This is a genomic window from Epibacterium ulvae (genome assembly GCF_018678075.1).
GTDB lineage: Bacteria > Pseudomonadota > Alphaproteobacteria > Rhodobacterales > Rhodobacteraceae > Epibacterium > Epibacterium ulvae_A.
Genome location: NZ_JAHHIR010000014.1, coordinates 1 through 13,070 on the forward strand (window position 1 = coordinate 1; position 13,070 = coordinate 13,070).

13 protein-coding genes are annotated in these 13,070 nt (G+C 55.4%); 10 read left to right on the forward strand and 3 right to left on the reverse strand.

Annotated features, from left to right (window positions below; genetic code table 11):
• Positions 1-286: 286 nt before the first annotated feature.
• The 3 genes from KMP13_RS03650 to KMP13_RS03660 all read right to left on the reverse strand — a co-directional run bounded on the left by KMP13_RS03650 (position 287) and on the right by KMP13_RS03660 (position 3,167).
• Positions 287-1,672, reverse strand: coding sequence for a hypothetical protein (locus KMP13_RS03650; protein ID WP_215264204.1), 1,386 nt, complete (start codon positions 1,670-1,672; stop codon positions 287-289).
• Positions 1,673-2,003: 331 nt separating this feature from the next.
• The gene (locus KMP13_RS03655) at positions 2,004-2,198 is read right to left on the reverse strand and encodes a DUF1289 domain-containing protein (protein WP_215264205.1); all 195 of its coding nucleotides are present in this window, start codon (positions 2,196-2,198) and stop codon (positions 2,004-2,006) included.
• Between the two features lie 108 nt (positions 2,199-2,306).
• Positions 2,307-3,167, reverse strand: a complete 861-nt coding sequence (locus tag KMP13_RS03660) for a lytic transglycosylase domain-containing protein (protein WP_215264206.1) — start codon at positions 3,165-3,167, stop codon at positions 2,307-2,309.
• A 362-nt stretch (positions 3,168-3,529) separates the two neighbouring features.
• Here KMP13_RS03660 and KMP13_RS03665 point away from each other — a divergent pair, with 362 nt between their 5' ends.
• The 10 genes from KMP13_RS03665 (at position 3,530) to KMP13_RS03710 (ending at position 13,050) form a co-directional block, all read left to right on the forward strand.
• Positions 3,530-3,748 carry a hypothetical protein gene (locus tag KMP13_RS03665; protein ID WP_215264207.1) on the forward strand — a complete coding sequence of 73 codons (219 nt, stop codon included), beginning with the start codon at positions 3,530-3,532 and terminating at the stop codon, positions 3,746-3,748.
• Positions 3,749-3,883: 135 nt separating this feature from the next.
• Positions 3,884-4,090 carry a Flp family type IVb pilin gene (locus tag KMP13_RS03670; protein ID WP_215264208.1) on the forward strand — a complete coding sequence of 69 codons (207 nt, stop codon included), beginning with the start codon at positions 3,884-3,886 and terminating at the stop codon, positions 4,088-4,090.
• A gap of 134 nt (positions 4,091-4,224) precedes the next feature.
• Entirely contained in the window at positions 4,225-5,082 is an 858-nt protein-coding gene (gene cpaB, locus KMP13_RS03675) for a Flp pilus assembly protein CpaB (protein ID WP_215264209.1), read from the forward strand.
• Positions 5,083-5,399: 317 nt separating this feature from the next.
• On the forward strand, positions 5,400-6,815 hold the full coding sequence (locus tag KMP13_RS03680; RefSeq protein ID WP_215264210.1) for a type II and III secretion system protein family protein: 1,416 nt from the start codon (positions 5,400-5,402) through the stop codon (positions 6,813-6,815).
• 16 nt (positions 6,816-6,831) lie between these two features.
• Complete coding sequence (locus KMP13_RS03685) at positions 6,832-7,467, forward strand: OmpA family protein (RefSeq protein ID WP_215264211.1); 636 nt, start codon at positions 6,832-6,834, stop codon at positions 7,465-7,467.
• A gap of 220 nt (positions 7,468-7,687) precedes the next feature.
• Entirely contained in the window at positions 7,688-8,920 is a 1,233-nt protein-coding gene (locus KMP13_RS03690) for an AAA family ATPase (protein WP_215264212.1), read from the forward strand.
• A gap of 19 nt (positions 8,921-8,939) precedes the next feature.
• Complete coding sequence (locus KMP13_RS03695) at positions 8,940-10,379, forward strand: CpaF family protein (RefSeq protein WP_215264213.1); 1,440 nt, start codon at positions 8,940-8,942, stop codon at positions 10,377-10,379.
• Positions 10,379-11,347, forward strand: a complete 969-nt coding sequence (locus KMP13_RS03700; protein WP_215264214.1) for a type II secretion system F family protein — start codon at positions 10,379-10,381, stop codon at positions 11,345-11,347. The genes KMP13_RS03695 and KMP13_RS03700 overlap by 1 nt, the downstream gene beginning before the upstream one ends.
• 10 nt (positions 11,348-11,357) lie before the next feature.
• Positions 11,358-12,338 (forward strand): type II secretion system F family protein, encoded by a 981-nt coding sequence (locus KMP13_RS03705; protein ID WP_215264215.1) that lies wholly within the window; start codon positions 11,358-11,360, stop codon positions 12,336-12,338.
• Between the two features lie 145 nt (positions 12,339-12,483).
• Positions 12,484-13,050 carry a tetratricopeptide repeat protein gene (locus KMP13_RS03710; RefSeq protein WP_215264216.1) on the forward strand — a complete coding sequence of 189 codons (567 nt, stop codon included), beginning with the start codon at positions 12,484-12,486 and terminating at the stop codon, positions 13,048-13,050.
• The last annotated feature ends 20 nt before the right edge of the window (positions 13,051-13,070 follow it).

Genomic DNA, 13,070 nt, shown 5'->3' on the forward strand with positions numbered 1-13,070 from the left:
GGCACCAATCCATGAGAAATGAAGCCGAACAATCTCATCTCGCACTATCCTCGGCTGAATCTGACTAGCGCTTTCCCCAAAGCGCGCGCCCAGACCCCACGGCTTCCTCCTAGTCATGTTTCCCAACGCGGGCCACCGTCGCATCAAGCCGAAATGGAGCGCTCAGGCCCGCATCGAAAAACCTTAAACGTTGTTGCCTTTCGCTGCGGATGCTCCAAGGGCTGCTTTCAGACTGCATGGCAAAAACTGTCGTTTTTCGCAGGGTCAGAAACGTATGCGTTTGTCACTAACACTCGGCGCTCAGCAATTTCAGCTGCCCATTGCTTTCTGCAAACAGGATGGACTTTTTGTCTGGCATGACTCCGTATACTTGAATTGCCGAATGAGATTGAGCGATCAAAGTAGCTTCTCCATTTGGATCAAGTGAATAGATACCTGTTTTCCTTCCCAAAAACCCAATACTGTTCCCTTCGCATTCCAAATCGAACACATAATTGTTTGGTCCAAACCCGACTTTTGACTGCGGGGTCCAAACTTTGGTGAGCGTGTCGTCTTGACCGAAACGGAATAGTCCATTGCTTGCAATAACGTAGAGTGCGGTTTCGCTTGTTAGAAAGTGGGGGAGTTTCCCCACAGTGTCTAACCACTCGGCAGGCAGGGGTGATACCTCGCCACCGGAATAATATGCGAAGCCGTTTCCATGCAAAAAGTAGAGCCGGTCGGTCCCGGGCATTGTCGCGAAACGATACTGATAGCTAATTGAGTTTTCATCATGGATTAGAATCAGCGGCCGCAGATCCGGGAATGTCTGCGGCACATCGGAGTTTGGGGGTATGCTTGTGAATTTGGGCGTGTGCGCTTCGCTCTCTTCATGATCTTGGGCAGCCAATAGAATACGGTGCCAAGCCCCAAGCCAACCCACGATCTCTCCTGAATCACCAACTTGATGCCATTGCCCACGCAACAAAGGCAAAATCTCGATCGGATTGCCATCCGAAACGCGGTATTGCGTGAGGCCAATCCGATTTTCGGAAATGACTTTAAGGAGGGAGCCGTCAGGGCTGAGTGTGTCCCGCGACCCACGTTCGTATAGACCCCAGCTCGGTGCCCATGAATGAGTTTCGCTTTCCTTTACCGGACGCCAGCTTGGATCGCTTGTTCTGTAGAACCAAATGTCTGCAGCGTAAGCCGTAAAGTATCCACCAAGCGCCGTCGAATACCATGGTAAGAACTCGCCTTGTCGTGTGTGTCCTTTTTCAGGAACCGGCGACGGAACGAAACCCTCACCATCAAATACCAAAAGCGCCCCATCCGAAGACTTTTTGGCAAAAATTATGTTGGATCCTTCTACGTGATCGGTCCAATACAAGTCGTCTGCTGCTGGCAAGCGCTCAAAGGAAGCCTGATCATCTCGTTTGAAAAAGCGGAGATGGTTTGCGCTCGGGCCTCCAATCACTGATCCATCTGGAAGACGGACAGTCTCGTTTAGAGAACTTGCTTGAGGAAATTCATTAGTCCACTCACGCAACCGCGCGTTCTCGAGGAACCAGCTTTTCTTTGTCCCATGTATGTATATTAGAGGGACGTTAAGGCCATCAAAAACATGGACGTCCAGGCCGGAAATCCGCTCCCATGCTTGTCCGGGCTGGCGGAGGTCAGGCAGCACGCTCACATCAACTTCCTGTATCGAGAGGTCAGCTCTTGCTGAGACTGCCAAGCTCAACGACACGGATGCGGCGATCCCGAAAACAGGCATAAGGCAACTTTTGAGATGTGGAAAATGGCATTTGTTCATAACGACAATTTGTATTTCCCTAAGTGACCGCATTCAATCCATTCCAAAAACAGACTGCCAGAACCATGCGCCAACAACGATCTTTTTGGGAGGAGAATGCGGACCAGACATTCGTGAACAACGCAGCATTTTTCAAAATGGGCCCGGTTGTGTCCCGGAAGATGTGAAAAGACACAAGAGCAGCGCTTTGCGAGCCCCAGCAATGGCGTTACTGCGGCGTAGGCTGCGTTTGGGCCATTTTAGTCATGCGACGATTTAGTTCCTTCTCAATGAAATTTACTTCGTAAGGTTTCATTTTCTTCCACCTTACACATTCTTCACGGGTGCGGCCGCAACCACGACACCAGCCACTGGGGCCTGTAAATTCACAAAGATCGATGCAGGGACTTTTACGTTTTTTCATGGTTGGGACATCATCGTTTGGGAGCGGGAGGCCAAGAGTGGCAATGACAGCGGTTAATCCAGGAGGCGGTGCTGTGCGCAATGCCAGCCACCGGCGATGCTAGAACAGTCACTTCAAGACATGGAACACGCAGCCATCTGACAGCAGTTCGGGCGGTGTTTTGCACAGGCCTCGCGCCACTTGAAACGCGGCGAGCACTTTGGGCACATAGTCGCGTGTCTCTGGATAGGGCGGCACGCCCTTGTGGTCGCGCACGGCTCCTGCCCCGGCGTTGTAACCTGCAAGGACCAGGATCGGGTCGCCGTCGAAACGCTCCATCAGCCAATCCAGGTATCTCACCCCTCCGGCAATGTTCTGTGCTGCGTCGAACGGGTCTGCGACGCCAAAACGGTCCGCAGTGTCTGGTGTCAGCTGCATCAACCCTTGTGCGCCAGCCGTGCTGGTCGCATCGGTGCGCCCGGCGCTTTCAACGGAAATCACCGCCAAGGCCAGCGCCGGAGAGACGCGCGTATTGACCGTCTCCAGCAGGATCGGCACGCCATGGGCGGCGGCGATGTCCTGCAAGCTTTGCAATCGCGGTGCGACGAGGCCGGGCTGTTTGCTGACCTGAGACAAAGCCGGTCCAAGCCGCCCAGGGCCACTGTCTTCTAACTTGGGTGAGATTGCTTGCCAGAAATCTCCAAAACGCGCCGGGATGGGCGTGCCGGGTTCAACTGCCTCGGGCGCAGGCCCCGCGGTGGGTGCGGACACAGATGGTTCAATCTGAATCGTAATCCGTTTTTGCGCCCCCGGTTTAGGCGGTTTGACCGATTTGGACTGAAACTCAGGGAAAGGTGCCGGGGTTTTGCGAATGGGTTGCGACTCGACCGCCCCTGTTTGCCCGGAATTGCCGCCCTGCCCGGCCGTGTTTTGTGCCCAGACAGGGGAGCCCAGCAAAACACCAAGGATCAAACACCGTGAAAGAAACATAAGCCCGCTCAGATTGCCGTTGATTTTAGTAAATTTTTTACCAATCCGGCGCAAAGTACCAGTTAAACCGGGTGAAATCGGGCAATCTTGCCATATTTGCTGCCGACTGCCGCATCTGAGCCACGTCACTCAATATTCGGTTACTTTTAGTTTCCTTTTCTTTCAGTGACTTAACCTATTCCCTGCTGAAAAGTTAAAATTGGGCGTGTCCATCCGGGTTCTGGCCCAAATCCTGCCATTCTCCGCTGGCTATATATGCCCATACCGCGACGGACAGGGGACACGCTGGTGAGAGAGCAAACCCCCAGCAAGCTTCGAAGCGGTCGTGTTAAACATTATGAGATCCTTTGGAGGGACTAACCATGATCAAATTCTTCAAAAACTTCCGCAAAGACGAATCCGGCGCCGTGACTGTTGACTGGGTTGTTCTGACCGCCGCTGTTGCTGCTCTGGCTGGCGTTGTTTACACCGGCATCTCCGGTTCCGCCGGAACTCTGGTTACCAACACCGGCACCTATTTGACCGACACAGGCACAACCCTGACAGCCACCGGTGGCGCACTCCCTGCCGTTACACCTTAATCCGAACGGATTTGAACCCGCTCGTCTGAGTTTGGTCTAATTACAAATCTGTGATCGCGGCTCCTGAAACTGTCTCTAGTACGATAGAGTTCTTTGCCGCGATCCTTCCTCCCGAAACCCGTTCGGAGTGCCGTGATGAAACATCTTTTTCGCAGATTTCGCGATAGTGAACATGGTGCGGTGACCGTAGATTGGGTCGTGCTTACAGCTGTCATCATGGCCGCCGTAGTGCTCCTTACTGTGCCACTGCGTGATGCCATGAATGGTGTTCTGACATCCGTGTCCGGTTATATGGATGCGACCGGAACTGCGGTTGTCTCTAGAGGGTCTGCTCTGGACTAGAATGGTCCAACACCTTGCGGTCGAGAGGTCCAAGACAATTTGTCCTTATCCCAGTTCGGCGGGCCTTTGTGCCTGCTGCATTTGTTTGACCCGGTCGCTGAGATCCAGCTGACCCATAACCAAAGGAGCACCTAATGCGCGCAGTGTTCGGAATCGTTCTTGTTGTTGGCGTGGCCCTCGCGGGTGGCGCGGTTATGATGGTCAAAAACCGCATTTCTGCCTATCAAAACGCGCTTGCACATGAGCGGGCGACGCGGGTTGAAAATATTCAAACCGTAGAAGTTTTTGTGGCAACTCAACCCCTTAAATATGGTGAACGGCTGCTGCCAGACGCCGTGCGCGCCGTACGCTGGCCGCAGGAAAGCCTGCCCGAAGGCACCTTTCAAACGGTTGAGGCGCTATTTCCCCCCGATCGCCCCGAAGACAAACGTGTTGTCCTGCGCGAAATGGAAATCGGTGAGCCTATTCTGGCGGTTAAAGTCACCAAACCCGGCGAAGAAGCTGGCCTGACGTCGCGCCTGGAGCGTGGCATGCGCGCCTTTGCGATCAAAGTGGACGTGTCTTCCGGGGTCTCTGGCTTTTTGCGCCCAGGCGACCGGGTGGATGTCTATTGGACCGGCGATATGGTGAATTCCCAAGGGGTTCGTCAGGGTGAAGTCACGCGGCTGATCCAAACCAATATCGAACTGATCGCAATTGACCAAAGGGCTGGCAATGTCGATGGCGCGGTTATTGCGCGCACGGTGACCGTTTCCGTCAAACCTGTACAGGTCGCGGCCCTAGCCCAGGCGCAATCCTCTGGTCGTCTGTCGCTGGCCCTTGTCGGCGCCGAAGACGACACCATCGCAGCTGTTGTCGAAGTAGATCAACGCAAGCTGTTGGGTGTCGCCGAATACGAGGCGCCCATCGCCACCAAAGAGGAAAAGGTCTGCACCATTCGCAACCGCCGTGGTGCCGAAGTTGTCGAGATCCCGATCCCCTGCACCAATTGATGCGTTTAACACGCTAAGGTGAAGACCACCCACAAAGCTGCCTGTCACCCGGGCGGCTTTTTTTCTTTTGGACTTGGTATTCGATTTGCCCGGGGTCTGACGACAGCAATGCCTCTGAAACCACGCGCTTTTTGGCCAACCCCGACATTGCCGCGACAGGATCGCCTTTGACTTGAGCGCAAACGCTGTTGCCTCGCCTCAACACACACAGGGCTGCAAACAATGATTCTTGCATTGAAATCACCTTTCGCGCAAACTGCGGTCAAAGACGGGCAAAAAGACCCGACAATAGAGGCGTGATCGGAAAGGCAGGTCACATGTCATTTAGACGTAGTATTGCAGCGGCCCTGACAGGGGTTGCTTTCTTTTGCTTGCCGCTGGCGCAGAGCGCCTCGGCAAATGGTGTGCGTGTCGTGCGCCAAGGTGTGACCGCCACGCTTGAGGTTCCAATGAACCGGGCCGTGGTTGTCGAAAGCGACAACCCGTTTGCGGAAATCACCATCGCAAACCCAAGCATTGCGGATATTTCTTCGCTGTCGGATCGCTCGATCTATGTTCTGGGCAAGACCCCAGGGCTGACAACTCTCACCCTGTTGGATGCAACCGGGCAGTTGATCACCAATGTCGACGTACGCGTCGCGGCCGATGTGAGCGAGTTCAAACAGCGCCTGCGTCAGATCCTTCCCGGTGAAAAGATCGAGGTTCGCACCGCCAATGATGGCGTCGTACTGTCCGGCACGGTGTCCAGCGCGGCCAAGCTACAACGGGCACTTGATCTGGCGGAACGCTATGCGCCGGAACGCGTCTCGAACCTGATGTCCGTCGGCGGCGTGCAGCAAGTGATGTTGCAGGTTCGGTTCGCCGAGATGCAACGTTCCGTTTCCAAGAGCCTGCGCTCCTCGCTGGTCGGTGTGGACGCGGGCAACGGCCGTTTGGGGACAAGCCAGCTCATTCAGGGTGATAACTTCGGCAACCTCCTTGATGGGGATCCCGATACAGTTGTGACTCTGTCCAACGACAGCGCCGGCTTCCTAGCCTTCAACTTTGGCATCGGATCGGTTGAACTGAACCTGCTTCTGGAAGCTTTGGAGACCAAAGGGGTTGTACGGACGCTGGCTGAGCCAAACCTGACTGCTCTTTCCGGTCAAGAAGCGCGTTTCCTTGCCGGTGGTGAGGTGCCAATTCCCGTCGCACAGGAAGATGGCACAGTCACGATCGAACTGGTTGCCTTTGGTATCGAACTTGATTTCATCCCGCGCGTTGTCGATGGCGATCTGATCAATTTGGAGCTGAAAGCCGCTGTGTCAGATATCGACACCACCAACTCCACAATTGCAAACGGTCTGACGGCCACTGGTTTCAGCCGCCGCGAAACAAGCACCACGGTCGAGCTCAGAGACGGCGAAAGCTTTGCCGTGGCTGGGCTGGTCCAAGATGACTTTTCGGACAACATTGAGCAAATTCCGTGGATTGCCGACATTCCAGTCCTTGGCAGCCTGTTCCGCAGCACAGGTTACCAACGTGAACAAACCGAATTGGTCGTAATCATTAGCGCCCACCTTGTGACACCGACACGCGGAGAGGCGCTTGCACTTCCAACAGATCGGATTGCCCCTCCCAGCGAAGCTGAGCTTTTCTTGTTTGGCAAAATATCCAAGAACCAACGTGATGGTGCTGTAGGTGAAGTTGCAAACCAAGATTTCACCGGCTCATACGGGTATGTGTTGGATTGATATGAGGAGCCACACTATGTTGAAAACAACGGCAATGCTGGCCCTCGTCTTAGGGCTCGGTGCTTGTGCCCAAGAGGCCGGTCTAAACTATCAAACACGCGGCACCTTGGGCATTGCGTCGCAAAACAATGCGGCTGTTCACCGGGGTGAGGGTGAATATGTGATCGAATTGGGCAAACGGTTTGCGCGTGAAATCCCAACGACGATCAATTTCGAATTCAATAGCGCCCGGCTCGATGCCTCGGCACGCGCCGTCTTGGATCGTCAGGCCGACTGGATCAAACAATTCCCCGAGGTCCGCTTTACTGTCTACGGTCACACTGATGCGGTCGGCAGCACAGGTTACAATCGCAGTCTAGGCCAGCGCCGCGCGAATACCACTGTGCAATACCTCGTTTCGAAAGGCATCAGCAGACGGCGTTTGCAAGCTGTTGTTTCCTTTGGTGAAACACGTCCGGCAATCGACACCCAAGAACGGGATCGCCGCAATAGACGTACCGTGACCGAGGTGACCGGCTTCCTGAAACGCCACCAGGAGCTGGATGGAAAGTATGCCGCCATCATCTATCGCGACTATGTGGAAAGCGCCGTTGCGCAAACCACATTGACGGAATCAGGCGAGATCCAAAGCAGCATTTCCTCTGGTGAATAGGCCGGGTTCTGGATGACACCTTTGGTAAAAGCGCCCCGCGGGGCGCTTTTTTCGTTTTCCTCAATTCTTAAACAATTCCTCACAATTGGGGCTTTTTAGCCCAAATCTCGCCCTTATTTTCCATGATCCTCTCTCCATAGGGTGAACTGCGTTTGGATGAACCGAACCGGTCAAGTCTGCAGCATAAGCCGGACACACCCGCGAAAGAGGACCAAAGGCAATGAGCAGTGGACTGCCGCAACCAGAGACGAGTTCAATCACCGCCTGTACCATCAGTCGGGATGTGCAGAACTTTGACCTGTTGATCGAGGATATGGAGACCGCTCTGGGCGAAGCCTGGGGGGATCTATCCTTTGACGAAGCCCTGCCGTTCTTTGCCCAGGATGAGGCGCAGTCGTTGGAATTTGTGGCGCTTGCCATGGACTGCGACGACGAAGATGAGCTGGACCGCATGGGCACCATCATCCAAGCCGCCAAAGAAAAAGACATCAAGGTGATCCTGATCGCCGAAGACGTCACCCCTGCCGCGCTTCACACCCTGTTGCGCAAGGGCGCGGATGAATTCATCCCCTACCCTTTGCCCGAAGACGAATTGCAATCCGCCATCGAACGGCTGCGCAGCCAACCGGTTGTGCCGGTCGCCGAGACCAATCCCGCATTGCAGTCCCAAAACCAGCGCGAAGGCGCGGTCATTGCCTGTCACGGTTTGGCCGGCGGCGTTGGTGCCACAACCCTGGCCGTGAACCTGGCTTGGGAAATTGCGGAACGCTGCGAAGGGGATACGCCCTCGGTCTGCATTCTGGATCTTGATCTTCAATTCGGCTCGGTCGCCACCTATCTGGATCTGCCCCGGCGTGAAATCGTGGCGGAACTGCTCAGCGATATGGAAGCGCTGGACGACGAGTCCTTTGGCCAAGCGCTGGTCAACTATGAGGACAAGCTACAGGTCTTCACCGCGCCAACCGAAATGCTGCCGCTTGACTTTATGGCGCCCGAAGATGTCACCCAATTGATCAAGATAGCGCGCAAACATTTTGATTTTGTTGTCATCGACCTGCCGAAATCGCTGGTGCAATGGTCCGAGACCGTTATGAACATGTCGCATCTCTATTTTGCCGTGATCGAGCTGGACATGCGCAGCGCCCAGAATGCGCTGCGGATCAAACGGCTGTTGCAGTCCGAGGATCTCCCCTTTGAAAAGCTGCGGTTTGCATTGAACCGCGCCCCGAAATTTACGGATCTTGGAGGCAAAAGCCGGGTGAAACGCCTGTCTGAATCGCTGGATATCTCCATCGACATCCAACTGCCGGACGGTGGCAAAACGGTCATGCAGTCCTGTGACCATGGTCAGCCGCTGGCGCTGTCCACGCCCAAGAACCCTTTGCGCAAAGAAATCGGCAAGCTCGCACAATCCCTGCATGAGCTTGGCCGCAACGAGGCCGCGGCCGCATGATTATTGTTTAAGGTGACAGATGTTTTCGCGATATAAAAAACAAGCTCCTGCCCAACCGGTCAAGGCCACGCCCAAAGCCGCTGCAGCCCCGGCTGAGGCGCCCAAAGCGGCCTCTATGCGCAAAGCTGCGACCGAGAAAAAAGCCGCCAAACCTGCGCCGCAGGACAAGGAACGCAAGCGCAAGGAGCGGCTTGGCCAGATCAAGGTCGAGCTGCACCGCGAATTGCTGGAAAACCTGAACCTGAGCGCGCTGGAACACGCCAGCGAACAGGATTTGCGTACCGAGATTTCCGCCATCGCCACAGAAATTCTGTCGGAAAAAGGCGTGGTTCTGAACCGCGAAGACCGCCAGACCCTGAACAAGGAACTCTATGACGAGGTCACCGGCCTTGGTCCGCTTGAGACTTTGCTACAGGACGACACGGTCAACGATATTCTGGTCAACGGCCCGCAACAGATCTTTGTTGAACGGGCGGGTAAGCTGGAACTGAGCGACATCACCTTCAAAGACGAACGCCACCTGATGCGGATCATCGACAAGATCGTATCGGCCGTTGGGCGTCGCGTTGATGAATCCAACCCTTATGTGGATGCCCGTCTCAAGGATGGTTCGCGTTTCAACGCCATGGTGCCACCGGTTGCGGTGGACGGCTCGCTGGTCTCCATTCGTAAGTTCAAAAAGGACAAGCTGGGCATCGATGACCTGGTGAATTTTGGGGCCTTTACTGAAGAAATGGCCGCCTATTTGCAGGCCGCTGTGGCGACGCGTCTGAACATCATCGTCTCCGGCGGTACCGGTTCGGGTAAGACTACAACGCTAAACGCACTGTCGTCGTTTATCGACAACTCTGAACGTATCCTGACCATCGAAGACACCGCCGAACTTCAACTGCAACAGACCCATGTGGGTCGGATGGAAAGCCGTCCGCCAAACGTTGAAGGCAAGGGTGAAGTATCGCCCCGCGACTGTCTGAAAAATGCCCTGCGGATGCGGCCTGACCGCATCATCGTGGGTGAGACCCGCGGCGAAGAAGTGATCGACATGCTGCAGGCGATGAACACTGGTCACGATGGATCGATGACCACGATCCACGCCAACTCGGCCCGTGATGGCGTCTCGCGTCTTGAAAACATGATCGCCATGGCCGGGATCGAAATGCCGATCAAAGCGGTGCGCAGTCAGATCTCTTCGGCGGTGAACGTGATTGTGCAGGCCTCACGTCTGCAGGATGGCTCGCGTCGTATGACATCCATCACCGAAATCACCGGCATGGAAGGCGATGTGATCTCGATGCAGGAAATCTTCCGCTACCAGCGTGTCGGCCTGACCCCGGACAACAAGATCATCGGCCACTTCACCGCCAGCGGCGTGCGGTCGAACTTCTCTGAACGGTTCCGTCTGTGGGGTTACAATCTGCCGACCGCCATTTATGAGCCCACCACGATGGAGAGCTTCTGATGCAACTGCCCGTCGAACCCATCCTCTATGGCCTTATTTTCCTTGCGGTTTTAGCGCTGGTCGAAGGCGTATATCTGGTCAGCTTTGGCAAATCCATCAGCCTCACCAGCAAGGTGAACCGCCGTCTTGACATGCTGGAAAAAGGCGGCAACCGCGAACAGGTTCTGGAACAACTCCGCAAGGAGATGAGCCAGCACATGAATTCGAAGTCGATCCCGCTCTATTCGCTTTTGGCGGAAAAAGCCCAGAAGGCGGCGATTGCGTTCAGTCCCAAACAGTTGATGATGATTATGGCGGGCGTCAGCGTTTTGGCCTTCTTGGCCTTGAGCGTTGGGACACAAACCGGGCTAGAGGTGCGTATCCTCGGCTCGATCATCATCGGCGTCGGCGCGGTCTTTTTCTGGGTGAACAAAAAGGCCAAGAAACGGATTGCCATGATCGAAGAGCAACTACCCGATGCGGTTGAACTGATGGTGCGCTCCTTGCGCGTGGGCCACCCGTTCACCTCGGCGGTTCAGATCGTCGCCAAAGAGGTCGAAGATCCGCTGGCCACCGAATTTGGCATCATCGCCGACGAAAGCGCCTATGGCCGCGATGTGGGTGAAGCACTCAAAGATATGGCCGAACGCCTTGGCATTCAGGATATGCGCTTCCTTGCGGTGGCCGTTACCATCCAACAGCAATCTGGTGGTAACCTTGCCGAGGTCCTGGCCGGTCTGGCCAAGGTGATCCGCGCGCGCTTTCGCCTGTTTCGCCGCGTGAAAGCCATCACTGCTGAGGCACAATGGTCGGGACGCTTCCTGTCGTCGTTCCCGCTGCTGGCCCTCCTGGGGATTTTGATCAACGACCCGCATTATTACGACGGCGTTATGGATCACCCTTGGTTTATTCCGGCCTGTTTCATCGTGGGCGGCATGTTGACGGCCAACCTCTTTGTCATGCGCATGCTGACAAACATCGAAGTCTAAGGGGGCGGATGTGCAGTTTTTGAATTCCATTCAGGATTTTCTGATCCAGCGTTTTGGCGAGCTTGGCCCGTTGATCGCGATCGGTGGGCTTGGCCTGGTCTGTGTTCTGGCCGCAGCCTACCTCATGCTGAACGAGCAGGAAGACCCGCTCAAAAAGCTGCAACGCGATATCGCAGAAAAGAACCCAAAGAAGCAGCGCGAAAGCCTGCGCCAGACAGATCGTAACGAACAGCTGCAGAAATTCGCCTCCTTTCTGGAACCGCAGAACGCCGAAGAGCTATCGGCGATGGAGCTGAAACTGCGTCAGGCGGGCTATATCTCGCGCGATGCGGTGCGTATTTTCTTCTTTGCGCAGATGGTGTTGGGTCTGATCGGCCTGTCTATGGGGCTGGCCTATGTCTATGTGCTGAACGGCGATGTGGAATATGACAGCCAGCAGATGGCGATCCGTATTCTGGGCCCCGGTGGCGCCGCCTATTTCCTGCCGAAATACTGGGTGACCCGCCGGGTTGAGGAACGCAAGAAAGAGATCACCAAAGGCTTTCCGGATGCGCTCGACATGATGCTGGTTTGCGTCGAAGCCGGCCAATCCATCGAACAGTCGATCATCCGTGTCTCGGCCGAATTGGCCGCCTCCTACCCTGCCCTGTCGGAGGAATTCCAGATCGTCGCCCAAGAGATGAAGGCCGGCAAAGACAAAGAACGCGTGCTGCGCGATCTCGGCACCCGCTGCGGCGTGCAAGACATCGCCTCTTTCACCACGGTTATGATCCAATCGCAAAGCTTTGGTACCTCCATCGCCGACGCGCTGCGCGTCTATGCTGGCGAGATGCGCGACAAACGGGTGATGCGCGCCGAAGAGGCCGCCAACAAACTGCCGGTGAAAATGACGCTCGCCACCATGATGCTGACGGTTCCGCCGCTGCTGATCATCCTGATCGGCCCATCGATGGAGAACATCTCAAACCTCGGTTCCGGCCCGCCCGGATAAACGCCCATTGGATGTCACTTCGTTTTAGCCCGCGCCACGTCAAACCGGCGCGGGTCTTCTTTTCTCTGCAAGCCCTTTGCAGTTTGCGGCATTTGCGCCTAATCATGAGTGGTATTTCGTCTCCTCCTATTTACGCGCAGGACACATGGCCCGTTTGTTTCCCTGGATCGCCCTTCTCTTGATACCTATCGTCGGAGCCTGCGCGCGTTCGGACTTTACCGAGCTGCCGGATAACCCCTGGGCGCCGGGTATCGACTTTCGCAAAGAAGGCGCCGATCCATTGGACGCAGGCCACCGGTTAATGGCGGCGGGCGAGTTTGAGCTTGCCTATGAAAGCTTCACCCGCGCCGCCGTGGACATGGGATTGACGGCCGAAATCCTGTCGAGCCTTGGGACGGCAAACCTCGGCCTTGGACGGTTGGGGCAGGCCGAAAAACTGATGCGGGAGTCGGTTGAGAAACAGCCGGATTGGCCCGAAAGTCTGAACAACTTGGGCGTTGTCCTGATGGAACGGCAGAAATTCGCCGAAGCGGAGCAGTTTTTGCGCCGGGCCGTGGCCCTGGACAATGGCGAAAGTGACGCAATTCTTCAAAATTTGCGTGTGGCCCTCGCAAAACTTGACGCAACATCGCATAGTGAGCCGCAAGAAAACCAACCATATAATTTGGTGCAGCGCGGTCGGGGCAGTTACCTGCTGCGTAGAACACCATAAGTTTGAGCAGTATAAAGGAC